The sequence below is a fragment of the Ekhidna sp. genome, assembly GCF_040220215.1.
In the GTDB taxonomy this organism is placed as follows: domain Bacteria; phylum Bacteroidota; class Bacteroidia; order Cytophagales; family Cyclobacteriaceae; genus Ekhidna.
This window is the reverse complement of sequence record NZ_JAVJTR010000016.1, coordinates 43,474-66,874: the sequence shown is the minus strand read 5'-3', so window position 1 is coordinate 66,874 and position 23,401 is coordinate 43,474. Positions and strand designations below refer to the sequence as shown.

24 protein-coding genes are annotated in these 23,401 nt (G+C 40.2%); 14 read left to right on the top strand and 10 right to left on the bottom strand.

Features of this window, described 5'->3' with window-relative positions; all coding sequences use genetic code 11:
- Positions 1–62 precede the first annotated feature (62 nt).
- Complete coding sequence (locus RIC88_RS08910; RefSeq protein WP_350217191.1) at positions 63–680, top strand: carboxypeptidase-like regulatory domain-containing protein; 618 nt, start codon at positions 63–65, stop codon at positions 678–680.
- A gap of 2 nt (positions 681–682) precedes the next feature.
- Here the strand turns inward: RIC88_RS08910 and RIC88_RS08905 are convergent, their stop codons facing one another.
- The gene (locus RIC88_RS08905) at positions 683–1,951 is read right to left on the bottom strand and encodes a dipeptidase (protein WP_350217190.1); all 1,269 of its coding nucleotides are present in this window, start codon (positions 1,949–1,951) and stop codon (positions 683–685) included.
- A 215-nt stretch (positions 1,952–2,166) separates the two neighbouring features.
- Here RIC88_RS08905 and RIC88_RS08900 point away from each other — a divergent pair, with 215 nt between their 5' ends.
- A complete protein-coding gene (locus RIC88_RS08900) occupies positions 2,167–2,901 on the top strand; it encodes a hypothetical protein (RefSeq protein ID WP_350217189.1) in 735 nt (244 codons plus the stop codon).
- 58 nt (positions 2,902–2,959) lie between these two features.
- Here RIC88_RS08900 and RIC88_RS08895 read toward each other — a convergent pair whose 3' ends face one another.
- Positions 2,960–4,387: an aldehyde dehydrogenase gene (locus tag RIC88_RS08895; RefSeq protein ID WP_350217188.1), complete on the bottom strand. Its 1,428-nt coding sequence runs from the start codon at positions 4,385–4,387 to the stop codon at positions 2,960–2,962.
- A gap of 4 nt (positions 4,388–4,391) precedes the next feature.
- The gene (locus RIC88_RS08890; RefSeq protein WP_350217187.1) at positions 4,392–5,168 is read right to left on the bottom strand and encodes an SDR family oxidoreductase; all 777 of its coding nucleotides are present in this window, start codon (positions 5,166–5,168) and stop codon (positions 4,392–4,394) included.
- A 41-nt stretch (positions 5,169–5,209) separates the two neighbouring features.
- Between RIC88_RS08890 and RIC88_RS08885 the strand changes: the two genes are divergently transcribed.
- From RIC88_RS08885 to RIC88_RS08875, 3 genes are read left to right on the top strand one after another with little or no spacing between them, the layout of a single operon-like run.
- Entirely contained in the window at positions 5,210–5,740 is a 531-nt protein-coding gene (locus RIC88_RS08885; RefSeq protein WP_350217186.1) for a 3-hydroxyanthranilate 3,4-dioxygenase, read from the top strand.
- 9 nt (positions 5,741–5,749) lie between these two features.
- Complete coding sequence (gene kynU / locus RIC88_RS08880) at positions 5,750–7,024, top strand: kynureninase (protein ID WP_350217185.1); 1,275 nt, start codon at positions 5,750–5,752, stop codon at positions 7,022–7,024.
- Complete coding sequence (locus tag RIC88_RS08875) at positions 7,014–8,327, top strand: FAD-dependent oxidoreductase (protein WP_350217184.1); 1,314 nt, start codon at positions 7,014–7,016, stop codon at positions 8,325–8,327. The genes kynU and RIC88_RS08875 overlap by 11 nt, the downstream gene beginning before the upstream one ends.
- Here the strand turns inward: RIC88_RS08875 and RIC88_RS08870 are convergent.
- The 3 genes from RIC88_RS08870 to dxs form a co-directional block, all read right to left on the bottom strand.
- Positions 8,302–8,748, bottom strand: coding sequence for a hypothetical protein (locus RIC88_RS08870; RefSeq protein ID WP_350217183.1), 447 nt, complete (start codon positions 8,746–8,748; stop codon positions 8,302–8,304). The genes RIC88_RS08875 and RIC88_RS08870 overlap by 26 nt on opposite strands.
- A gap of 97 nt (positions 8,749–8,845) precedes the next feature.
- On the bottom strand, positions 8,846–10,321 hold the full coding sequence (locus tag RIC88_RS08865) for an MltF family protein (protein WP_350217182.1): 1,476 nt from the start codon (positions 10,319–10,321) through the stop codon (positions 8,846–8,848).
- A gap of 60 nt (positions 10,322–10,381) precedes the next feature.
- Positions 10,382–12,298 carry a 1-deoxy-D-xylulose-5-phosphate synthase gene (dxs, locus tag RIC88_RS08860; RefSeq protein WP_350217181.1) on the bottom strand — a complete coding sequence of 639 codons (1,917 nt, stop codon included), beginning with the start codon at positions 12,296–12,298 and terminating at the stop codon, positions 10,382–10,384.
- Between the two features lie 146 nt (positions 12,299–12,444).
- Between dxs and RIC88_RS08855 the strand changes: the two genes are divergently transcribed.
- Positions 12,445–13,215 carry a segregation and condensation protein A gene (locus RIC88_RS08855; RefSeq protein WP_350217180.1) on the top strand — a complete coding sequence of 257 codons (771 nt, stop codon included), beginning with the start codon at positions 12,445–12,447 and terminating at the stop codon, positions 13,213–13,215.
- A gap of 50 nt (positions 13,216–13,265) precedes the next feature.
- Here the strand turns inward: RIC88_RS08855 and RIC88_RS08850 are convergent, their stop codons facing one another.
- Entirely contained in the window at positions 13,266–13,685 is a 420-nt protein-coding gene (locus tag RIC88_RS08850; protein WP_350217179.1) for a nucleoside-diphosphate kinase, read from the bottom strand.
- Positions 13,686–13,817: 132 nt separating this feature from the next.
- Here RIC88_RS08850 and RIC88_RS08845 point away from each other — a divergent pair, with 132 nt between their 5' ends.
- The 8 genes from RIC88_RS08845 to RIC88_RS08810 all read left to right on the top strand — a co-directional run bounded on the left by RIC88_RS08845 (position 13,818) and on the right by RIC88_RS08810 (position 21,842).
- On the top strand, positions 13,818–14,828 hold the full coding sequence (locus tag RIC88_RS08845) for a DHH family phosphoesterase (protein ID WP_350217178.1): 1,011 nt from the start codon (positions 13,818–13,820) through the stop codon (positions 14,826–14,828).
- Entirely contained in the window at positions 14,825–15,718 is an 894-nt protein-coding gene (locus RIC88_RS08840) for an FKBP-type peptidyl-prolyl cis-trans isomerase (protein WP_350217177.1), read from the top strand. The genes RIC88_RS08845 and RIC88_RS08840 overlap by 4 nt, the downstream gene beginning before the upstream one ends.
- 15 nt (positions 15,719–15,733) lie before the next feature.
- Positions 15,734–16,369, top strand: coding sequence for an FKBP-type peptidyl-prolyl cis-trans isomerase (locus tag RIC88_RS08835; RefSeq protein ID WP_350217176.1), 636 nt, complete (start codon positions 15,734–15,736; stop codon positions 16,367–16,369).
- On the top strand, positions 16,369–16,953 hold the full coding sequence (gene rdgB, locus RIC88_RS08830) for an RdgB/HAM1 family non-canonical purine NTP pyrophosphatase (protein WP_350217175.1): 585 nt from the start codon (positions 16,369–16,371) through the stop codon (positions 16,951–16,953). Before RIC88_RS08835 ends, rdgB begins: the two co-directional genes overlap by 1 nt.
- A complete protein-coding gene (udk, locus tag RIC88_RS08825) occupies positions 16,946–17,548 on the top strand; it encodes a uridine kinase (protein WP_350217174.1) in 603 nt (200 codons plus the stop codon). The genes rdgB and udk overlap by 8 nt, the downstream gene beginning before the upstream one ends.
- 22 nt (positions 17,549–17,570) lie before the next feature.
- Positions 17,571–17,915: a hypothetical protein gene (locus RIC88_RS08820; protein WP_350217173.1), complete on the top strand. Its 345-nt coding sequence runs from the start codon at positions 17,571–17,573 to the stop codon at positions 17,913–17,915.
- An 83-nt stretch (positions 17,916–17,998) separates the two neighbouring features.
- Complete coding sequence (gene secDF / locus RIC88_RS08815) at positions 17,999–20,980, top strand: protein translocase subunit SecDF (protein WP_350217172.1); 2,982 nt, start codon at positions 17,999–18,001, stop codon at positions 20,978–20,980.
- A gap of 115 nt (positions 20,981–21,095) precedes the next feature.
- The gene (locus tag RIC88_RS08810) at positions 21,096–21,842 is read left to right on the top strand and encodes a hypothetical protein (protein WP_350217171.1); all 747 of its coding nucleotides are present in this window, start codon (positions 21,096–21,098) and stop codon (positions 21,840–21,842) included.
- Positions 21,843–21,844: 2 nt separating this feature from the next.
- Here RIC88_RS08810 and RIC88_RS08805 read toward each other — a convergent pair whose 3' ends face one another.
- From RIC88_RS08805 to RIC88_RS08795, 3 genes are read right to left on the bottom strand one after another with little or no spacing between them, the layout of a single operon-like run.
- Positions 21,845–22,114 carry an acylphosphatase gene (locus RIC88_RS08805; protein WP_350217170.1) on the bottom strand — a complete coding sequence of 90 codons (270 nt, stop codon included), beginning with the start codon at positions 22,112–22,114 and terminating at the stop codon, positions 21,845–21,847.
- Positions 22,111–22,599, bottom strand: a complete 489-nt coding sequence (locus RIC88_RS08800) for a YciI family protein (protein ID WP_350217169.1) — start codon at positions 22,597–22,599, stop codon at positions 22,111–22,113. Before RIC88_RS08800 ends, RIC88_RS08805 begins: the two co-directional genes overlap by 4 nt.
- 31 nt (positions 22,600–22,630) lie before the next feature.
- Positions 22,631–23,218: a NifU family protein gene (locus RIC88_RS08795; protein WP_350217168.1), complete on the bottom strand. Its 588-nt coding sequence runs from the start codon at positions 23,216–23,218 to the stop codon at positions 22,631–22,633.
- Between the last annotated feature and the right edge of the window lie 183 nt (positions 23,219–23,401).

Sequence of the window (23,401 nt, the reverse complement as noted above, 5' to 3'; positions counted from 1 at the left end):
TACTTTTACCGAAGTTAAACTTTTATTGGCTAAAACTCTTTTATTAGATAAAGGAACTTGATTTGAGATATATACTGATTCTTACCTTTTTTGTTTTCTCATTTGTGGCTGTAGACGCACAGGAGCGCTCCAAAAAAGTCATCCAATTTACAGGGGTGGTTTTTGGGTCTGATAGTACCTCGGTAGTGCCTGGAACGCACGTATATATTCCAAAATCCGGAAGAGGTACTACAACCAACCCTTATGGCTTTTTCTCTTTACCGGTGCTGGAGGGAGATAGTGTTTTATTTAGTTCGGTAGGATATAAACGTGCATATTTCATTGTTCCAAGACATGATAAGGAGTCCAGTTTGCGTGTAATCATTTCCTTGCAGGATGATATTAAGTTTCTGGAAGAAGTGGAAATTCGGCCTTATCCGACTGAAAGCATGTTTAAGGAAGCGCTAATCAGTATGGAGCTCCCTGATCAAAAAGAATATGCTAACATTTATATGTGGCTGAATAGCCAGGTGATGACGCAGGCATATCAGAATTTGCCTGCATCACCAAATGCTAATCATCAATATTTTATGCAGCAGCAGCGTCAAGCCTATATTAATCGCTACTCGCCACCACAAAATCAATTGCTTAATCCTTTCGCTTGGGCCAACTTTCTCAATTCACTCAAGCGAAAGAACTAATTTTAAACGCCAGACTGAAGGTCCTGAGCTACTGCTTGCACCTTCTCCCAAACCCTGAATGTGTTTTTATAGCAGATTTTTTCAATCTCTTCAGGAGTATACCCGCGCTTAAGTAATTCCTTGATCAGATTTGGATAGGTCGATACATCCTTCAACCCTTTTGGTAAGCTGTCGCCAACGCCATCATAGTCAGAGCCCAATCCAACATGGTTGATTCCCACCAGATTTACCACATGGTCAATGTGGTCAGCTACTTTTTGAACGTCTTCATAAACATCATTGTCGATAGCATACTGCTTTGCATAGGCTTTATAGATTGAATCTTCAGGCGACAAAGTGTTCTCTGCACGATAGTTTGTCAAGTCCTCGCGCATTTTTTCAAATTTGTCTTGAGATTCCTGAGAAAGAAAGCTTGAACCAAAGTTAATGTGAATCACTCCTCCATTTTCAGCCATTGCTTTAATTAAAGTGTCGGGCATATTTCTTTCCCATCCAGGTGTAAACTTTCTGCATGATGAGTGAGAGGCGATAACTGGTGCTTTAGTCAATCGCAAAGCATCAAATGCTGCGCTATCGGTCACATGAGAAATATCGATCATGATCCCCCATTTATTCATCTCAGCAATCACTTGCTCCCCAAAAGGGCTGATTCCATTCCATGTGTACGCAGTATCATAAGATGAATCACTAATCTGGTTATCCTTGGAGTGCGTTAACGTGATATATCTTATCCCCCTATCGAAAAAGTATTTCACATTGCTAATATCATCTTCAATTGGAGCTCCGTTCTCCATTCCCATCGGTAGAGAAATAAGGCCCTGTTCGAAAGCAACTTTTATATCTAAAGGTGAGTTTGCCATGGCAAATTTGGCAGGGAATGTTTCAGGTAGTCTTGAAACCATATCTATTAGGGAATCGGCAAAAGCCTTAGCTCCCCCCGTTTCCTGATATCTCGACGGTACATAAATAGACATGAATGGAGCATCCAGTCCTCCTTTTTTTGCCTTGGGATAATCAAAATTACCTGTAGTCTCTACAGATACATCTTCTACTGTCTTTGTGATCATGAACCCTTTCACATTCATTCGATAAGGTAAATCCACATGGCCATCCACGATTATGAATGCCTGAGCAAGGGAATCAGCAAGAGAGGTCAACTCTTTATCGGTCATTTCTGCTGGGCTTTTTGACTCCTTTTGAGAAGGTGAGCAGCCGATCATCACCGTTGCTAAAAGTGCAATTGAAAAAAGTTTTCTAGTTAAAAAATCCATATTGTAATTTTCAGATTTATTGATTTCGACAAAAATACCTAAATGCTTTACAACAATCCTGTACAAGATAAGATTGCCCGTATTACATTTTTTTGATATTTTACATCAAAATATGAAGGAATTAAGTTCTTCTTATTTTAATTTGATACGTTGAGTTTTTAAAAAATGTGACATTTTTGTATACGGAGTATTTTCCGAATTAATAAACAGACGCTATGACTGACCCTATTTCACCTGAATTAATGAATAACTGGAACACTTACGGAGGATACCTGGCCATGGCTGTGGCTGGTGTTGGAGTGTTGATTTTGCTGGGACATTACCTTAAGTTACTAGCAACCGGAGATTACAAAACCAGATATGACTACATCAACATGCATGAAATTAACATGCTATGGAATGGAGCATTGCTTATCATCATCGGTGGTACGCTTTATTTCAATACGATGTTTAGTGAGTCTACCTGGCTGTGGTTTTTTGTGAGACTCTTTATGAGTTCAATGTTCGCAGTAATTCTGGGTGTAATAATTCAGAACGTTCTGAAATTTTACTACCCGTTTTTCATCGAAAAGCGTCTGAAAAAATTGAGGTTTACTCCGAGAACTTCCCCTGATGGAAGAAAAATGAAATTATTAAGTGAGGAAGAAGAAGATGTTTACCTTGATGAAGGTATGCAGGCTGAAGAAGATGCTTTCTCAGTAGATTATGATGTGTGGATTGACGAAGAGTCCGGATTCACCAAAATTGAAAAATATAATGGTAGACTTCATGCACTTCAGTGCAACAATTGCAACTACCAGACCTTGAAAGTTGAAAGAGAGGAAGTAATTCAAACAGCCTCTGAAACAGAAGAAGGTGAGCTTATGAAATATTATGCTTGTGGATATTGTGGCCACAAGGAGAGAAAGTCGTTTAAGATTGCAAGACTTAAAGTGGGCGAAGAAGCATAACCATAAGAACCGAATAGAAAATTCAGCCTCGACAATGATGTCGGGGCTTTTTTATGACCTATAGTTTAATGCAGACATTCTGAGGTTCTGAAAAAAACCTTAAAGCTTCGTTTCCACCTTCTCTACCAATTCCCGAATCTTTCATTCCGCCGAATGGTGTTCTCAAATCCCTGAGTAGCCAGCAATTAACCCAAATAATGCCCGACTGAACCGCGTGGGACACTCTATGAGCTCTTTTGAGGTTGGTTGTCCAGATAGTACACGATAGGCCGTAACGTGTAGAATTCGCCACCCGGATGGCCTCTTTTTCGTTCGAGAAACGATTGAGTGTCACTACCGGCCCAAAAATTTCTTCTTGATTCGTGCGACAATTCTCATCTAAACCTTCAATGATTGTGGGCTCATAGTAGAACCCCTCCTTTTCAAGGCGAATTCCTCCATGAAGAATAGCACCACCTTCCTCTTTCGCCAGTTTCACATAAGAGTCCACTTTAATGAGATGCTCCTCGGAAACCAAAGCTCCCATGTTTGACCCAGCCTCCATTGGATCGCCGACTTTTAATTTCTTTGTTTCTTCAATAAATCGTTTCTTGAACTCTTCATATATGGCATCCTCAATCAAAATACGAGAACCGCATAAACATATTTCCCCCTGATTGGTAAAAGAGCTTTTCACACTTGTCTTAACTGCCTCCTCCAGGTCGCAATCAGCAAAAACGATATTCGGATTCTTACCACCAAGCTCTAAGGACACCTTTTTGAATTGCTGAGATGCTGTAGCCCCTACAACCTTTCCTGTTGCTGTACCTCCGGTAAATGAAATTGCCTTCGTTGCTTCATGCTCCACTATTGCCTGTCCTATTTCTTTTCCTTCACCATGAAGGATGTTTAGCACACCAGCTGGCATTCCTGCTTCATTAGCAAGATTTCCAAGCAAATGAGCTGTCATTGGCGTAAGTTCTGATGGTTTCGCAACCACACAGTTACCCATAGCTAATGCAGGTGCAATTTTCCACGAAAAAAGATAGAGCGGTAAGTTCCATGGTGAAATACAGCCTACTATACCTATTGGGGCTCGACGAGTGTAATTCACCATGAACCCCTCAGAAACTTGTGCCTCCGAAGAAAAATTAACAATGGCAGAAGCATAAAATCGAAAGTTGCTGCTTGCTCTTGGAATATCCACTGCCTTCGCTAACCAAAGTGGTTTCCCATTGTCTCTACTCTCCATCAGTGCCAGATCATCCAAATGATCCTCTATCAAATCAGCCAGCTTGTGCAGAATCCTGCTTCGCTTATCGACAGACATGGTGCTCCAAATAGGAAACGCGTCTTTTGCTGCCGCAACTGCGTTATCAAGATCTTCTTGTGACGAATTAGGAATTTGAGCAAAAACCTTCCCAGTGCCAGGCTCTACATTGTCAATGTACTGACCCTTCATTGGATCAACATACTTGCCATTTATAAAATTTTGAATTTTCTGCATCTCTTTAAATTGATCCTGTTCTTCCACCATCTATTCGCAAGCTGGTTCCATTGATATAAGCTCCGCTTTTGCTACAAAGTAACCCTGCATAAGCTGCAATTTCAGAGGGTTCTCCAAACCGACCAGCTGGAATCGTTTGCTTCATTTCCTCCTCCACTTCAGCCTCAGACTTTCCCTGCTTTTTTGATTTACCCGCTACCAGACTCTCAATTCTGGCTGTATTTATAAAACCAGGTAAAATATTATTCACCGTGACACCATACTGTCCCAGTTCATTTGCCAAGGTTTTGGCCCAGGATGCCATTGCTCCTCTTACCGTATTGCTCACCCCTAATCCCGGAATTGGGACTTTCACTGAGGTAGAAATAATATTTACTATTCTTCCGTAGTTTGATTCTTTCATGCCTGGAAGCAACATTTGAACAAGTGAATGACTCACATGCAAATGCCTTTTCATTGCAGTATCAAAATCTGAAAGGGACGAATCTGCAAGTGGCCCTGGGGCAGGCCCACCTGAGTTATTAATCAGTATTTGATAAATATCCTTTTTCAAACCAATATCCACCGCCTCTTTCACAGCTTCCAGATCATCGAAATCTGCAACCAAATAATCATGATCCCCGGGAGCAAGCGTATTCAGTGCCTCCCTTAAAGAAGCTTCATTTCGAGCAAAAAGTGTCACATTGGCTCCCATCTCGCTTAGCTCCTGCGCAATGGCCAGTCCCATCCCCTGCGAGCTACCGCAAACCAAAGCTCTTCGGCCTTTCAGGTTTAAATCCATAAATTTTTTCTAACTTTTCTTCAAAAATAAACATCTCTGACATGGCGATAAAAAGACCTTTCAACTTACAAAAATGGATTGATGAAAACCGCGACTTATTAAAGCCGCCAGTGGGAAATAAAAACCTCTATGCCGATGCAGGAGACTACATTGTGATGATTGTAGGGGGTCCGAATGCACGAAAAGATTATCATTACAATGAAACGGAAGAGCTTTTCTATCAACTCGAGGGAGATATAGAAGTGACCATTCAAGAAGATGGAAAAGCAGTAAAAGTTCCAATCAAAGCTGGTGAGATGTATTTACATCCTGCAAAAGTGCCCCACTCGCCTGCAAGACCAGCCAATTCAGTTGGCCTGGTAATTGAAAGGAAGCGGGAACCAGAGCATCAGGATGGTTTGATGTGGTTTTGTGATAACTGTAACCATAAGCTCCACGATACTTATTTCCATCTGACAAACATCGAAAAAGATTTTCTTCCAAGATTTAAGGAGTTTTTCAATTCTGAAGAGTTAAGAACTTGCGATAATTGCGGTGAAACCATGGAAACAGATCCAAGATTCACTGATTAAGAAAAAGTTTTGAAGAAAGAAGCAATACGAAAGGCTCAAGAACTCGATTCCGCAGATAGGCTAGCGTCGTTTAGATCGCAATTTTATTTCCCTCAAAAAGATGGGAAGGATTGTATATATCTATGTGGCAATTCATTAGGCCTTCAACCAAAGACCACACAACCATTTGTGAACGAAGAGTTAAAAAAATGGCAGGAATACGGTGTAGAAGGTCACTTTACTGGGGACAAGCCTTGGGTGAGCTATCACCGAAACTCAAAATCCATTCTTTCCAAAATTGTTGGGGCAAAGGAACATGAGGTTGTAGCCATGAATAACCTGACTACCAACCTTCATTTAGCACTTGCAACTTTCTATCGGCCAAAGGGAAAACGAACTAAAATCTTAATAGAGCGAGGCGCTTTCCCTTCCGACTTTTATGCTGTTCATTCTCGTATAGCAATGTCCGGTGGTAATCCTAAAATCGACCTGGTTGAACTGGAAGCAGTTGACGGATCAGACTATTTGAGTATTGCTGAGATTGAGGAAAAAATTAAAGAATTAGGTGATGAGCTCGCTTTAGTCATGTTTCCGGGAATTCAATATTACACCGGTCAGCTATTTGATATTAAAAAAATCACTCAGGCAGCCCATAAGGTGGGGGCTTTTGCGGGTTTTGATCTTGCACATGCTGCTGGGAATGTACCATTGAACCTTCATGAACATCAGGCTGATTTTGCAGTATGGTGCACCTACAAGTATTTAAACTCAGGTCCGGGTGGTGTAGGGGGACTTTATATCCACGAAAAACATGGAGCTAACAAGGATCTTCTCAGATTATCCGGCTGGTGGGGACATGATGCAGAAGCTCGATTCAAAATGGCTAACCAAATCAATCCCATTCCAACAGTGGATGGCTGGCAGTTGAGCAATGTGAACATTTTATCCCATGCTGCCCACTTGGCTTCATTGAAGTTGTTTGCTGATGCGGGACTAGAGAACCTAAGAGCAAAGAGCCTAAAGCTTACTGACATGATGGAGGAGTTGGTTTTAAACTCAGATATACTAGCGGATCAAATTAGAATAATAACTCCATCAAAACACGACGAGCGTGGAGCACAGCTCTCATTGTTTCTGATCAATCATGGGAAAAGTGTTTTTAATTACCTGATCGATCAAGGAGTGATTTTAGATTGGAGAGAACCTAATGTAATTCGGGTTGCCCCGGTTCCGCTTTACAACTCATTTGCTGATGTTGTGAACTTTGTATCTATTCTAGAAAAAGCCATCTCCAATGAAAGATAAAATCAGCATTGTAGGGGCAGGATTGGTTGGTTCGCTGCTGGCCTTAATTTTAAAGCAAAAAGGATTTAATGTTCAGGTTTTTGAAAAGCGCAATGATCCCAGAAAATCTGAAAATGTTGAAGGAAGGTCTATCAATTTGGCACTTAGTCATCGCGGAATTCGTCCATTAAAGCTTGCAGGAGTCTATGAAACTATAGAACCCTACCTCATTCCTATGAAGGGGAGAATGATGCATGATGAAGCTGGAGAACTAACGTTTCAGCCATACGGAAAAGAGGGACAATTCATTAACTCTGTGTCACGTGCTCAACTAAATCAGCTTTTAATTGAAAGTGCTGAAAAAGCCGGAGTAGAAGTACATTTCGATCATAAATGCACAGATATTGATTTTGAAAATAACGAGCTCACTTTTCACAACGGATTAACTCAACAATCAGATTTGGTAGTAGGTACTGATGGCGCATTTTCCGCAATCCGAAAAAACCTACAATACACGGATAGATTCAACTTTTCTCAGCATTATATCGAACATGGTTATAAAGAGCTTTCAATAATACCTACAGATGATAAGTTCCTCTTAGAACCCAACTATCTACACATCTGGCCAAGGGGCAACTTTATGCTGATCGCTTTGCCAAACAATGACAAAACCTTTACCTGTACCTTATTTTTTCCATTCGAAGGCAACCTCTCTTTTGCAAAGCTTACAACCAAAGACGAGGTAAATGCTTTCTTTGAAAAATATTTTACAGATGCAAAAGCTTTGATCCCGGATGTGGCTGACCAATTTTTTGACAATCCAACCTCATCGTTGGTTACCACCAAGTGTGAGCCATGGCACAAGAACAATACAATGCTGCTTGGTGATGCTGCACATGCAATCGTCCCGTTTTACGGGCAGGGAATGAATTCAGGTTTTGAAGATGTGCGTCTGTTTGTTGAAATGGCTGAAGGCATGAACTGGAAATGGGACGAAGTTCTCCCTGCTTATTCTGCAAGCAGAAAGAAAGATGCGGATGCTATCTCGGAGCTTGCACTTCACAATTTCATTGAAATGCGGGATCATGTGGGTGATCCTGATTTTTTGAGAAGAAAGAAACTTGAGTCGAAAATTCAGGAGACTTACCCTAAAGAATGGATTCCACTTTACAGTATGGTTACCTTTTCGGATATGCCTTATTCAGAAGCGCTACGATTGGGCAAAATTCAGAAAAGAGTAATGGATGAATTTCTTCAAAAAGAAGGTGATGTAGACTTTGATGAGATCATTAACCGCTTTAATACTCTAAAGCAAGGCGGCTAGAAAGCATGTCGATTGTTCGCTGCTCATCCGCTGAAATACCATCGGCGGCATTCGCAAAAAGATACATTGCCTCATAGACAAACTCACGATCATCCGGATGCTCTTCCAGGAAGCTTTTGAGTGTATTCAAAAACTTCTTTTCCCACTTATCAATGTTTTCCAATAGGTATCTAAATTCAGTACGGAACAAGCTTTCTACCTTTTCTGCATTGGTATTGGGTATTTGATCAAGGTAAAGGAGTGCCAGGCCTTTTGAAATATTGAGAACCCCGTCCCATTCTTCCTTATCAAGTTTTCCGTCACTCATACAAACAAGAAGTGATGGATATATTTTTAAGATGTAAGTAAACTGATCAATACCGATTTCAGACTTTCTACTTTTATGATATTCCTCAAAAAGTGTTTCGTGCTGATTTTTCATACTCGGGCGGATTAAATTCACCTAAAGATAGGATTGTTTCAATAGATACCACATCATTATTGTAAGTAACCGTCTATTTTTTAGTATCAATGGATTTCTATTGAACCACTGTTTCCAGGTGGCTTTCTTGTTGTAGTATTTCCGTATAGTTTTGATATATATCCAGTATCCTATCCACATACTCTACAGGTTCAGACCCGCGACAATATCCATATTCAACAACAGGATCGTTGAAGTATTTTGATTGTGCCTTTTTCAATAGGTATTCGCTCACATCCTGCCAGCTTTGTGGGTCTCCTCCGTACTTTTCAGTAAGGCGTACTGCGTCCTGAAGATGGCCTAAACCTACATTGTAAGAGGCTAAAACAAATTTTATACGTTCATCCTCATCCTCAATCTTTTTCTTCCATTGATCTTGAAGCCACTCCAAATGTTTCATCCCTGCGTAAATATTTTGCTCTGGATCATACAGGTTGCGCACATCATACTCTCTTCCTGTGCGGGGCATTACCTGCATTAGCCCAATGGCTCCAGCCCAGGACTCTGCGTTTTCATTAAACTTTGACTCTCGGAATACCTGTGCAGCTAAAAGTAGCCAATCCCACCCAAGCTCATCAGCTGCCTTTTCAATCAAACTATCGTATGGCGAGATGGCTCCTCCCCTGATTGAGGAATATTTACTCCTGGATCGCCTAAGCGCTGATTTAGAACTTCTAAAATATTTATCATATATCACATAGTAGTCTGTGGTTTTCCTCATTCGCAATATCCAGTCATTTAACGCTCCCAAAAGCTGATCCGAATTTTTACGAACTCCCCAGGCTATCTGTGTGGAAAAACTCACAGGTGTTTTAATATCCAGATTGGGGTAGTAAGTAGAGTTTACAAGAGCAATGTCTTCTTCTGCTACAGTGTAATCAATTTTGCCTTCTGCCACCTGTTTAATCAATTGCTCAGTTTCAGCATTGGTCTCCCCGGGTACAATCAGAATGTCTCCACCTATTTCCTCTGAAAGGTTAACCATCCGATCATAGTAAGATGAATGCGGTCTTACAACTACCTCTTTCCCTATCAAGTCAACCGGATTTCTGATTAATTCGGCTTCAATTTCATGTAGCTTCATTTGCCTCCAATCTTTAGGCTTTCGCTGTATGAGAACCTGTCGCTGCAGGTTGTGATAGTGTGTAAATGCAATCCTTTTTTTTCTTTCTTTAGTGACAGTGAGGTTGTAGGCGAGAATATCTCCTTCACCAGTGTTTAGTTTATTAAATCCCTCACCAATGTTTTGAGTAATATTAATTCTTAGCTGGAGTCCTTGCTCTTCACAAAACATTTTCAGTAGCTCATACTCATAGCCCATTGTCTTGCCCTTATAGACAAATAGACCAGTTGAGCTATTATCCATAATTGCGGTGATGTACCCTCGCTCCTTGATTTTAGGCAAGTCTAGATCCACAATGAACTCTTCCCTTTCAGGATATTCATTATTGGCATGACTTGAAGTAGACTGCTTACAGGATGTGGCGGCAATCAGACAGCACAGTGAGATGGCGAATTTGATATGAATACTCATACGCTATTAAAGTACGCAAAATATTTCAAATACGGATTTAAAAGACTTTTGGGAGCAAAATCAGACGATACTTTTCTTGCTGGAAATGAAGTGATAAACTTCATTTTTTATGGCTTCAGCATCATATTCACATTCCCTGTGAAGCTGAGGCTGCTCGCCATGTTCAACGATACGATCAGGTATACCCAGTCTTTTCACAGAAGGATAATAATCATTGTCAGCGGCAAATTCCAAAACTGCCGACCCAAAACCTCCCATGATGCAACCATCCTCAACAGTTATGACATAATTATGATTTCGCATGATATCATGCAACATCTCTTCATCAAGAGGTTTTACGAATCGCATGTCGAAAACCGATGGTTTTATTCCTTCTTTCAGCAAATTCTCGGCGGCATCCAAGGCATAATTTCCTACCTGACCAATGGAAAGAATGGCAATTTCCTCTCCTTTAATTAGCCTTCTACCTTTTCCGATCTCCACTTTTTCTAAAGGGGTTCTCCACTCAGGCATTACCCCCGCTCCTCTTGGATATCGGATTGAAAACGGTCCATTGTGCTCACTGGCCGTTAGCATCAAATTTCTAAGCTCTGATTCATTCATAGGGGCGGATACTACCATGTTTGGAATGCATCGCATGTATGCGATATCATAAGCTCCATGGTGTGTTGGTCCATCGGCTCCTGCCAATCCAGCCCTATCCATACAGAAAACTACATGCAGGTTTTGGATACATACATCATGAATGACCTGATCATAAGCACGCTGCATGAATGTGCTGTAAATATTGCAAAAAGGCACCATGCCTTGTGTGGCCAAACCAGCTGAGAATGTCACAGCATGTTGCTCGGCAATCCCAACATCATAAGACCTATCAGGCATTGCTTCCATCATTATCTTCATGGAAGATCCGGAAGGCATAGCTGGGGTGATTCCAACAATTTTTTCATTCTTTTCGGCAAGCTCAACCAATGTATGCCCAAAAACATCCTGAAATTTTGGAGGTTGAGGTGTATCGTGCTTTTTCTTATTTATAGCACCTGTAATCTTGTCAAAAGTGCCGGGGGCATGCCACAAGGTTTGATCCTTTTCAGCCAAATCATAACCTTTGCCCTTCACAGTAAGGCAATGTAAAATTTTTGGGCCCGGAATTTTTTTCAAATCTTCCATGACATCTACCAGATGATTTACGTCATGGCCATCAATCGGACCGAAATACCTCAGATTCAGAGATTCGAAAAGATTGCTTTGTTTGAGCAACAAGCTTTTTACTGAGTTTTCAACCTTGGCCGCAATCTCCTGTGCATTTGGCCCAAACTTGCTGATCTTACCAAGTATCTTCCAAATTTCATCTCTGAATTTGTTGTATGTCTGACTGGTAGTTATGTCTGTGAGATAATCCTTTAAAGCACCAACATTTGGATCGATAGACATACAATTGTCATTCAAAACAATCAGCAGGTTTGAATTACTGACACCAGCATGGTTCATCGCCTCGAAAGCTATTCCGCCGGTCATAGCTCCATCACCAATTACCGCAATATGTTGTTTATCTTTTTCATCCTTTAGCCTAGACGCTTCTGCCATACCTAAAGCAGCCGAAATTGACGTAGAAGAGTGCCCTACGCCAAAGGTATCGTATTCGCTTTCCCCTCTTTTCGGGAAGCCCGATATGCCCTTGTACTTTCGATTCGTGTGAAATGATTCTTTTCTCCCGGTTAGTATCTTATGTCCGTAAGCCTGATGACCTACATCCCAAACCAATTGATCATTCGGGGTGTTGAAAACGTAATGAAGTGCTACAGTGAGTTCGGTAACACCCAGACTGGCGCCAAAATGACCTCCGTAAACAGAAACATTATCAATGATAAAGTCTCTAAGCTCCTGACACACCTGTGTCAGCTGTCTAACGTCCAACTTTTTAAGGTCATCCGGGGAATTGATTTCTGCTAAAAGAGGTCCTGGTTTAATCTCCATTATATTCAGTATTTCATCCAAACGCGCCTGAGCTCTAATTGTTTGAATTATCTATCTACGTAAAAAGATAGTTTGCAAAACTAAGCATAACAATGAAAGGTAAATTAAATCAAATTGAAATTCCATAATGTGGGTAATTTTGAGTCGTGACTGCAGATCAAAAATTTGAAATAAAACTCGCACTGTTTGAAGGGCCATTCGACCTGCTACTCTTTTTCATCGAGAGAGATGAGTTGGATATTTACGATATTCCGATTGCTAAGATTACAGATGACTTTTTAGATTATTTGGAACATCTGGAAAAATTGAATGTGGAAGTAGCAAGTGAATTCATATTGGTAGCTGCTACATTGATGCGTATAAAGGCTAAAATGCTGCTCCCCAGACCTGTGATAGATGAGGAGGGCAATGAAATTGATCCAAGAGAAGAACTCATAAAGCACCTATTAGAGTACAAAAAGTACAAGTCTGTAGTCTCTACGCTATCAAAAATGGAGGCTGACCGGCTTGACCGTGAGAAACGTGGAAACCTGAAGAAAGAAATCAGAAAGCTCTCAGAGACAATAAATGTAGAGGCAGAGATGCAAGATCTCGATCTTTATAAGATGATGAAGGTTTTTCAAAAGGTGATGAAGCGTTACGAATTTGAACAGAATAAGCCAATTCACCAGGTTGTGCAATATCCTTACACCATTGAAAAGCAGAAATCAAAATTAATGGAGCGTTTGGTTTATGGAAAGAAGCTCTCTTTTGCTGAGATGATCGATGAGAAGCCTGATAAGATTTATGTGATCTTTAATTTCCTTTCTATTCTTGAGCTACTTCAACTGAAACAAATTGTCATTTCCCTTGGAGAGGGATTTAATAACTTCTGGATTGAAAGAAGGGATGAGTCTGCTATGGCAGATGCCAAATAAAAATGCCTGTGAATTTTTCACAGGCATTTTTAAACCAAAAAATTTTCTCCTTAAAACCTTTCTGTTACAGAGAAGAAAAAGCCGGCCTCAATAGCCGCATTCTCATCAGAGTCTGATCCGTGGATGGCATTCGCTTCGATAGATTTTGCGAATTGCTTTCTAATGGTTCCCTCAGCTGCTTCCGCAGGGTTTGTTGCCCCGATAAGCTTTCTGAAATCTTCCACTGCATTGTCTTTGACTAGCACCATGGCAATGATTGGCCCTGAGCTCATATAAGAAACCAAATCATTATAGAAAGGTCGTTCTTTATGTACTTCATAAAACTGACCTGCCCGATCGGCAGATAGCTTAGTCAACTTTGCTGCTTCAATTTTAAATCCAGCTTCTTCAATAATTTTGATGATTGCCCCAGAGTTACCAGCTGCATAGGCATCAGGTTTAATCATTGTAAATGTCTTTTTTCCTGCCATTATTCGTTTTTGTTTTCACTTCTAAAATTCGCCGCAAAAATAAGGGAATCGTAAAGAGTTTGCTCAGCATTACGCTGTTTTATAAATGTTACTAATTTTGCGGTTCACTTTTGCCCGATTCGGGCATTTTTTATGAAGGACACACAGGCGTTAAAGGACTTCTTACAAACCCCTAAAAAGATCATAATAACCACTCATGCAAATCCGGATGCGGATGCATTGGGGTCTTCTTTAGGCCTACATCACTTTCTAATTAGGCTTGGGCACGAAGTAAACACCATTGTTCCAAGCAGCTATCCTGATTTCCTTGAATGGATGCCTGGGAATCCCTTGGTGATCAATTATGAAAAATCTAAAGAAGCAGCAGAAAAACTTATTTTAGAAGCCGATTTGCTATTCTGTCTGGATTTCTCCGGGTTTGGGAGGATCAAGGAAATGAGAGAGATTGCCGAAAAAGCCTCAGCCAAAATTGCGCTTGTAGACCATCATTTAAATCCGGAAATCAAACCGGATTTCAACTTTTGGAATGACCACTCCGCAGCGACTGCTGAATTAATTTATGACTTAATTGTGGATTTTAGTGGCAAAGAAGCAATCGATAAAGGGATAGCGGAGTGTCTATATGCTGGTATCATGACGGATACAGGCTCATTTAAACATCCCTCTACGACATCCAAAATACATCGAATGGTGGCTGAATTGATAGACTTGGGTGCCGACGTAAATAAAGTTAGTCGATTGATTTACGATACCAATTCATTGCAACGCCTTCGATTCTTAGGTCATGCACTTGCAGAAAAACTAAAAGTGGACGAAAACGCCAGGATCGCATACTTTGTAATCGAAGAAGATGACTTTAAAGATTTCAGGTTGAAGCAAGGAGACACTGAGGGACTGGTGAATTATGCGCTTTCTATCAAAGGCATAGTAGTTGCTGCAATAATTATACAGGGAGAAAATGAAATAAAACTTTCATTCAGGAGCATTGGGGACTTTGCAGTAAATAAATTCGCGGAAGAATACTTCAATGGAGGGGGACATAAGAACGCTTCGGGAGGTATCTCGAAACTGACTCTTAAAGAAACAGAAAAGAAATTCATAGAACTTATTGAAAAAGACATATTAAAAACACGTATTAAATGAAAAAATTAGGATATATCATTTTAGCTTTTACTATAGCAGCTTGTGGGTCGAATTCATTCACCACAGAAAACGGAACAAAAGTTACTTACCTTGAAAAAGGTGATGGCGTTCTGCCTGTCGATAGCCTTGTATCTATGCTTAGAATCAAGTATACCACGGAAGAAGGAGAGGTAATGATGGATGCAAGTGAGCCAATGCCATTAAAAATTGACCCAAATAATGTGACCAATCAAGGCGAGCTTTTTGAAGTTTTGACTCAGTTGCGAACCGGCGACAGTGTAGGATTTGAATTAGTTGCTTCTGAGCTTTTTGAAAACACATTCCGAGCACCACTTCCCGATTCTATTGCCCCTGATAGCAAAATCAAGTTCCAGATTGCTTATATCGACCAGCTTACTGAGCAAGGCTACTACGACATGGTGGCGAAAAAAGCTGAAGAAGCTGCTGCTAAACAAATTGTGGTAGACAATGAAATTTTAGATAGTTATTTAGCTGAAAATAATATCGAAGCTCAACAAACTGAAAGTGGATTACGGTATGTTATTACTGAAGAAGGTAGTGGTCCAAAACCTGAAGCTGGTCAAACTGTTAGAGTCAATTATGCAGGGAAGGTAATAAGTGGAGAGTATTTTGACACTAGTATTGAGTCTGTTGCAAAGGAGCAGGAGATTTTTAGAGAAGGGAGGGATTATGCACCATTTTCATTCTCACTTGGGCAAGGTAGAGTAATCAAAGGATGGGATGAAGGCATTGCACTTCTAAATGAGGGGGCAAAAGCTACACTTTACATTCCAAGTCCACTTGGATATGGTAATAGAGGCTCTGGCCCGATCATTGAGCCAAACTCTATTTTGATTTTTGACGTAGAGCTAGTAGAAATAGTAGAGTAAGTCATTTATAAAAAAATGAAAAAGGGATTATTAGGAATTCTGGTTGGCTTCATTTTGTTGGCCTGCGGAGATGGAAATGTGGTCGTTCAAGTCGATCCCGATATCCAACGAACCAAGGATAGTATTGCAATTGCCGAGTACTTATACATGAAAGGGTTTCTTGACGAGGAAATCGGTAATACTACGAATGGTGTCCGATATGTCATTCTAGATTCCGGCTCTTCTGTGCAAGCTGAGCGCATTGATGAAAGTGACCATGTAGATTTCAATTATATCGGAAAAACTCTCGGGGACACTATTTTTGATACTTCAATCCAGGAACTTGGAGATTCCTTAAAGCAGCATTATGAGGAAAATCCTTATATAACAGATACAGGTGATACCGTTGCTGTTTTTACCAGACTTGAATATGAACCATGGTTTATAACATATTCTGCATCCGGATGGAGTATACCAACAGGTCAGGGTGGTTTCATTCATGGATTTGCAGAAGGAATTGCTGCTACATTTAAATACATGGGGCTAGAGGGTAAAGTTTTAATTGTAATACCGTCCGGACTGGCTTATGGAAGTAGCAGGGCAGGGGTCTTCATTGACCCTAATACCCCAATTGCATTTGAGCTTTATCCGATAAAACTAACAAAGCAATAATGAAAATTTGCTTTGCCTCGCATAATGCTAATAAGGTGAAGGAAATGAATGAAATCATGCCCGAGGGCATATCTATTGTTGGATTGAAAGACCTGGGTATTACCTCAGAAATAGAAGAAACGGGGGACACACTCGAAGAAAACTCAAACATTAAAGCATCTTATGTCTTTGAAAGACATAAGATGCCTGTGTTTGCCGATGATAGCGGATTGTTAGTTAGTGCATTGGAGGGAGCTCCAGGTGTCTTTTCAGCAAGGTATGCGGGCTTTGAACGTGATGATGATAAAAACATGGATTTGCTTCTGGCAAACCTTGCGAACAAACATGATAGATCTGCGTCCTTTAAAACAGTTATTACTTTTATTGACGAAAGCGGAAATGTCTCTCAATTTGATGGGACAGTGAAAGGAGAGATTATCCATGAAAAGAAAGGAACCAACGGATTTGGATATGATCCAATCTTTCAGCCATCAGGCTACATTCAAACCTTTGCAGAATTAAGCACTGATATAAAAAACAGAATTTCACATCGAGCTAAAGCAGTTCAAAAGCTGCTTGAATATCTTCGTCAAATCAATGAGTAAACCAATTGTTGTAGGTATTACCGGCGGTAGTGGTTCGGGGAAAACCTTGTTCATGAGGGAGCTTCTTGCACGACTTCCTCAAGCTACACTGCATAGCATGGATAATTACTATGTCGAAATAGATAAGCAACCAAAAGATGAAAAGGGTGTTGAAAATTTTGACACCCCTAATTCAATTGATCAAGCAATTTTTGTTGAAGATTTAAAGAAATTGATCAATGGTGAAACAATCGAAGTTCAAGAGTACACGTACAATAAAAACAGGGGTAATACTAAGAGAATTAAGATAGAGAGTAAGCCGATTATTTTAGTAGAGGGAATTTTCGTTCTTTATATAGCAGGTATTCGTGACCTACTGGACTTGAAATTGTATATCCAGGCACCCGATTACTTAATGATGAAACGAAGGATCATCAGGGATGCTCAAGAGAGGGGTTATGATCTGGAAGACGTACTTTATCGGTATGAACACCATGTGACACCAGCATATAAAACATACATTGAGCCCTCAAAAGCATATGCAGACTTGATAATTCCTAATCATGAAAGTTTCGACCCGGCACTAAATGTAATCGCGACTTTTCTTAACGAGTGATTTTGCTACATTTGCCCCCACTTTGAATTTTGTCAAGCACATATCGAAAAAAAGCCTGTATACCATTTTTGGTATCACGTTGGGACTATTGGTCCTGACACAATCTGCTTTTGTGCCTGAGCAAATAGAAGACAAGCAAGAACAAAGCGATACAGAAAATAGTGAAAAGCAGCAGATCTCTAAATCAGCAGCTGTTCCTTCATCATCGCTCCAAATAAATCTTGACTACCAATCTTATTTATTGAATGAGGTGTTCTATCAAGATCTTGAAGATGAAAAGAATCCTGTTGTAAAGCAATGTTTGAGTTCTGCACAGAAAGCTTTAAAAATTCTTTTCAGGCGAATTATTTCGCCAAATGCTCCCTGAGGTATTCTGCGTACCAACTAATAATCTCATATTTTTTAAACTCTAAAAAGGCTGTATTCGATACAGTTTAAAACCATATAAAAATGAAAAACAAAGGCTTTATAGTTTTTTTAACGATACTGATCTCATTGCTCTGTATCTATTATTTGTCATTCACCTACATCTCCCAAAACATTCAGAAACAGGCTGTGGAAGCCACTGAAAATGAAGATGGCTCTGTGAACGTAACTGAGAAACAACGATATCTTGATTCCATCTGGAACGAACCTGTCTATGACCTGTTTGGAATTGACTATACCTATAAAGAGATCAAAGAAACTGAACTGAACCTAGGTCTTGACTTGCAGGGTGGTATGCACGTAACCCTGGAGGTTTCTCCAATCGATATTTTGAAAGGCTTAAGTGGAAATAGCGGAGACGCTGATTTTCTCGCAGCTTTAGATGAAGCAAAAAAGAACGTAAGAGGAACACAATTAAATTACGTAGAAGAGTTCTACAGTGAATTCAAAGAAAGAGCTCCGCAGAAAGAATTAGCTCAAATATTCGCTACAGCTGCCAACCGAGGTAGAATTAGTTTGCAAAGTACAGATGCGGAAATTCTTGAAATTATCAATACAGAAGTTGAAAGTGCAATTGACCGATCTTTCAATATTTTAAGAACAAGAATTGACAGGTTTGGAACATCTCAACCAAATATCCAGAGACTTCAAGGTACCGGGAGAATCCAAATTGAGCTTCCTGGTGTTGATAACCCTCAACGAGTGAGGAAACTCCTTCAGGGAGTTGCAAAGCTTGAGTTCTGGGAAGTACACCAACAGCAAAACGTAGCTCCGGTACTTGTGTCTATCAACTCTCTGATAGTTCAGGAAATGAAGCAAAATCCTTCGGAAACTTCAGAAGAAGATCAACAATTAAAAGATGATATCACTGCACTTTTAGGTGGTGAGGATGAAGTGGACTCATTAGCTGCGGCTAATGGTGATAGTACTAACAATGATCAGTTAGATTCATTAATTAATACCCGTCAATCTCCTCTTTTTGATCTGATAGTAAGCACACCTCAGTATGGAGGCCTTCTTTACAATGTGAAAGATACGGCTAAAATCAATCGTATTCTGGAACGTGAAGATGTTCAAGCAGTTATCCCTGCTACCATGAAATTCTTGTGGGACGTTCAGCCAAAGGATAAAGGAGAAGAACTGACCGGACCAGATATATTGGAGCTTTACCCAATCAAAACCAATAGAAGTGGAAAAGCAACCCTTACAGGTGAGACAATCTCGAGTGCCACTGCATCACTAAATGAACGAGCTGAGCCTGAGATCTCAATGCAAATGAATGCGACAGGCTCCAGAACATGGGCTAAAATGACACGTGAGAATGTTGGTGAGAGAATTGCAATTGTTCTTGATAACTATGTCTTTTCAGCACCATATGTAAGAGGTGAGATTCCAAATGGGAGCTCTTCTATATCAGGTGGGTTTAAGACAATCGAAGAAGCGAAAGATTTGGCAAACATCCTGAAAGCAGGTTCACTTCCTGCTCCTACAACAATTGTAGAAGATGTGGTTGTAGGGCCAACGCTTGGTAAAGTGGCTCAAAGCCAGGGGCTGAATTCCATTCTTATAGGCCTTGTCATTGTGATTGTTTTCATGGTGGTATACTATGCGAAAGGCGGATTCATTGCAAACCTTGCCCTGTTTTTCAATGTCTTCTTCATTATGGGTATTCTCGCCCAGTTTGGGACATCATTGACACTCCCTGGAATTGCCGGAATCGTGCTGACCATCGGTATGGCAATTGATGCAAACGTGCTAATATTCGAGAGAATCAAAGAGGAGCTCAGAAATGGATCTGGCTTAAAAGCAGCTATTTCATCAGGTTATTCCAAAGCTTATTGGTCGATTTTTGATGCAAACGTTACCACACTAATAGTAGGGATCATACTATTCACACTGGGTCAGGGACCTGTTAAAGGTTTTGCAATCACATTAATGATTGGTATTGTCTGTTCATTCTTCAGTGCTGTTTTCATCACCAGAGTAATTGTTGAAGCCTTCTCTAAAAAAGGAGATAATTCTAAGATTTCTTTCGCCAATTCCTTTTCAAGAAACGCTTTGACCAATCTGAACTTTGATTTTCTAAGCAAGAGAAAACTGGCTTACATGTTCAGTTCCATTTTCATTGCCATTGGAGTAATAGCCCTGATTGTTAAGGGTATTACACTGGGTGTTGATTTTAAAGGAGGTCGATCTTTTGTGATCACATTCGATGAGCCAAGAAACCCAACCGAAATTAAAACTTCAATGGGGAACTACTTTGAGAACGCAGGTACAGAAGTAAAGACTTTTGGTGCTCCGAATATTTTAAAAATCACAACATCATATAAAATTGATGATGAGAGTGATGAGGGAGATGCAATTGTCAGAGATGAACTAATTAAAGGTCTGTCAGAAACAACAGGTCTTACGTATATAGCAGATGGATCTCAACTTGAAGATGGCAACTTTACAATCTCGAGCTCATCTAAGGTAACAGCGACAATAGCTGATGACATTAAGAATTCATCTTATAAGTCAGGAGTAATTGCCTTAATCTGTATCTTCATTTACATTGTATTTAGATTCAGAAAGTGGCAGTTTGGACTTGGTGCGATCATCGCATTGTTTCACGATACGCTATTTGTACTTTCCGCATTTGCGATAGCTAATATGTTCGGAATATCGTTTGAGGCAGATCAAGTATTCGTAGCTGCAATTCTTACCATAATCGGTTACTCAATCAACGATACGGTGGTTGTGTTTGATAGAATAAGGGAAAACATGGGCATTAAGTCCGGCTCAGAATTAATCCCTGTTTTCAATGAATCATTGAATAATACGGTGAGTAGAACGTTCATCACTTCACTCACAACGTTAATCGTTGTTATGGTACTATTCCTGTTTGGCGGAGCAGTTCTTCAAGGGTTCTCATTCGCTTTGCTTATTGGTATAATCGTAGGTACTTATTCATCAATTTTTATTGCAACCCCGATTGTAATTGATTTGAATAAGAAGAAAAGCTGATAGAAAACACCTATAAGTTCTTCAAAGCCCTCATTTACTCTGCGAGTAGGTGGGGGCTTTTTTGTGCCCAATCAGTATTTTGGTTAAATTCAGGCTACCAAATCACAACTAATAAATGGGTAAATATCCAATCTATGCCATTGTAGCTTTAATTTTTATAGCAATCATTAAGCTGCTTCAAATCTCCGCATTTGATGCTGAGAAATATAATAAGAATAAAGAAGCAAGCTTTTCGAAAGGCGAAGTAACTACTAACACGGTTGATGATGAGGAGGCAGAATCAGAATTCAACCCTGTAGACCTTGCTTCTCAAGTAGCTAAAGAAACACCTCCTCCTGTTTTAGATCGAACAAAAAATGATTCTATTGAATCAAGTTTGAAGGATGAAGCTGATGATTTTAATTCAGAAGACAATAATAATAGCACTTTCGAAAGCACAGAACAAAGTAATCCAACAACTAGCTATGGCAGCTTGAATGATTTAAAAAATATCTATCTGGCTCCCAAAATTGCTAACCTGCCCCCGGGTCAACTTCGGGATGATGTAGTCATCAGATATTACAGACACGATCAGGATGCAGACAAAGTATACTCACTAAAAGAGCTCGGGTATTATATACACGAAAAAGAGGCAGTTGAAACAGCAGGCATGGGAAGTAATGTGTTGTATTATGGAGATGATGTGAATACCGAAGACATTCAGATCGTAGCTTATACACTTCTTTCAGCAGGTTTGCCTATAAAGTCCATTGAACCAACCCGGTTTTCCTGGAAATCAAACGCGATCGAAATAGGAACCAATCCTGAATTGGAAAATGCATCTAACCTTACTGCTGATGACGTGAAATCTTTTAGGAAATAAATTCAATAAAAAATCTCAAAGGAATTAAATCCCTGAACTGAGATTTCTTCCACCACAACTCCCTCTACCTTAGAAGCTGGTGATCCAATGGTACACCATTGTCGAAATTCTTTCATTTGATCCTCCGCACCCTCCCCCTCAATTAATACGGTTCCATCAGGTTCATTTCTCACCCAACCTAACACATTTAACTCATCTGCTTTCTCTTTGGTTGAAGCTCGAAAGAAAACACCCTGGACTCTTCCCGTTATTTTGATGCGAAATGCAATCATATAGACTTTTTAGCCAACTTTTTATGAAGTTCCCCGATCTTCATCAGCCCTGCACTTCCATACCACGGATGCAATTCCATTATCAATCTACCAGCCCGAATGGCCGGATCCGATTTAGTTAACTCTTCGGCCTCTTCTATGGTCTCCACGGCAAAAATGTAGATACCCTTAACCTCCCAGTCATCAAAGAAAGGCCCAGCCATCACAAGTTTGCCTTCTTCGGCCATTCGCTTGATATTATCTAAATGTGCTCTCTGTAGTTGGGCTGCTTCTGTGGAATCCTGATCTCGATTTGGACCTGCTTTTAATAGTGCCATTACATACCTACGCATACCGTAATCGTCGGCTCCTGTTTCAGCTGCTAGTAGAGAATCGTACCCGCCAACTTCAGCAGCAGATTCCGTGAATTCGCTTGCCTCGTTTTGAGGTTTTTCACAGGTTAAAATTCCAAAAATGATTAATGAGAGTAGTAAGAAATTTTTCATCGGGAGGTAAGTTTTTCCCAATTTCAGCAAATCATCCCTCTTCTGCAACCACCTCTTTTACCTCCGGCACCATCCGCTTTAGCAAATTTTCAATGCCATTTTTAAGTGTAATTGTTGATGATGGGCATCCACTGCAAGACCCTTGTAACGTTACGGTTACAACACCATCCTTATAAGATGATAGCTTTATAGCACCACCATCCATCTCTACAGCAGGCTTAATGTACTCTTCAAGCACACCTTTGATTTTTGCTTCAGCATCATCTCCTGTGAGTTCTTTATCAATATTATCTTTTATTTCCTCTGTCAGAATATCCTTTCCTTGTGTGAGAAAATCCTTGATGAACTGCTGAATTTGAGCTTTCACCTCATACCATTCGGTTTCGTCCTTTTTGGTAACTGTAATGAAGTTGCTCATATAGAAAACGCCAGTCACATAGTCAAACTGCTCAAATAAAGCTTTTGCAAGTGGTGCTTCCCCAGTGCTTTCCGCATTTGGAAAGTCCCTGCTGATACCTTCAGGCATCAACATAAAGTTTGCTACAAACTTCAATGAGTTCGGATTTGGATTCGATTCTGTATAAATATTGACCACTCGTGGTTCCTGTGTCGTCTGCATAGTTTGTGCGTTTAGCAATACAATTACAAAGTTCGTAGAAAAGTTCGAAAGGGTGGTCAGGATAGCCCGTTAAATAGATACCATACTTCAAATAATCGTTTTTATCACCCTAAAATCACAAAGTCATGGTAACCAGAAAAATTCAGATCTCACTGCTTGTTCTTGTGACCCTTTTAACGTTAG

Bases quoted from the DNA above. Each gene is read 5' to 3' on its own strand.
- RIC88_RS08890 (WP_350217187.1), bottom strand. From the start codon at position 5,168: ATGGATTTAAACCTGAAAGGCCGAAGAGCTTTGGTTTGCGGTAGCTCG.
- RIC88_RS08850 (WP_350217179.1), bottom strand. From the start codon at position 13,685: ATGGCAGGAAAAAAGACATTTACAATGATTAAACCTGATGCCTATGCA.
- RIC88_RS08865 (WP_350217182.1), bottom strand. From the start codon at position 10,321: ATGAGTATTCATATCAAATTCGCCATCTCACTGTGCTGTCTGATTGCC.
- RIC88_RS08805 (WP_350217170.1), bottom strand. From the start codon at position 22,114: ATGATTGCATTTCGCATCAAAATAACGGGAAGAGTCCAGGGTGTTTTC.
- RIC88_RS08900 (WP_350217189.1), top strand. From the start codon at position 2,167: ATGACTGACCCTATTTCACCTGAATTAATGAATAACTGGAACACTTAC.
- RIC88_RS08845 (WP_350217178.1), top strand. From the start codon at position 13,818: ATGAAGGACACACAGGCGTTAAAGGACTTCTTACAAACCCCTAAAAAG.
- RIC88_RS08835 (WP_350217176.1), top strand. From the start codon at position 15,734: ATGAAAAAGGGATTATTAGGAATTCTGGTTGGCTTCATTTTGTTGGCC.
- RIC88_RS08895 (WP_350217188.1), bottom strand. From the start codon at position 4,387: ATGCAGAAAATTCAAAATTTTATAAATGGCAAGTATGTTGATCCAATG.
- RIC88_RS08885 (WP_350217186.1), top strand. From the start codon at position 5,210: ATGGCGATAAAAAGACCTTTCAACTTACAAAAATGGATTGATGAAAAC.
- RIC88_RS08840 (WP_350217177.1), top strand. From the start codon at position 14,825: ATGAAAAAATTAGGATATATCATTTTAGCTTTTACTATAGCAGCTTGT.
- RIC88_RS08875 (WP_350217184.1), top strand. From the start codon at position 7,014: ATGAAAGATAAAATCAGCATTGTAGGGGCAGGATTGGTTGGTTCGCTG.
- secDF (WP_350217172.1), top strand. From the start codon at position 17,999: ATGAAAAACAAAGGCTTTATAGTTTTTTTAACGATACTGATCTCATTG.
- udk (WP_350217174.1), top strand. From the start codon at position 16,946: ATGAGTAAACCAATTGTTGTAGGTATTACCGGCGGTAGTGGTTCGGGG.
- RIC88_RS08795 (WP_350217168.1), bottom strand. From the start codon at position 23,218: ATGCAGACGACACAGGAACCACGAGTGGTCAATATTTATACAGAATCG.
- RIC88_RS08870 (WP_350217183.1), bottom strand. From the start codon at position 8,748: ATGAAAAATCAGCACGAAACACTTTTTGAGGAATATCATAAAAGTAGA.
- rdgB (WP_350217175.1), top strand. From the start codon at position 16,369: ATGAAAATTTGCTTTGCCTCGCATAATGCTAATAAGGTGAAGGAAATG.
- RIC88_RS08905 (WP_350217190.1), bottom strand. From the start codon at position 1,951: ATGGATTTTTTAACTAGAAAACTTTTTTCAATTGCACTTTTAGCAACG.
- dxs (WP_350217181.1), bottom strand. From the start codon at position 12,298: ATGGAGATTAAACCAGGACCTCTTTTAGCAGAAATCAATTCCCCGGAT.
- RIC88_RS08800 (WP_350217169.1), bottom strand. From the start codon at position 22,599: ATGAAAAATTTCTTACTACTCTCATTAATCATTTTTGGAATTTTAACC.
- RIC88_RS08810 (WP_350217171.1), top strand. From the start codon at position 21,096: ATGGGTAAATATCCAATCTATGCCATTGTAGCTTTAATTTTTATAGCA.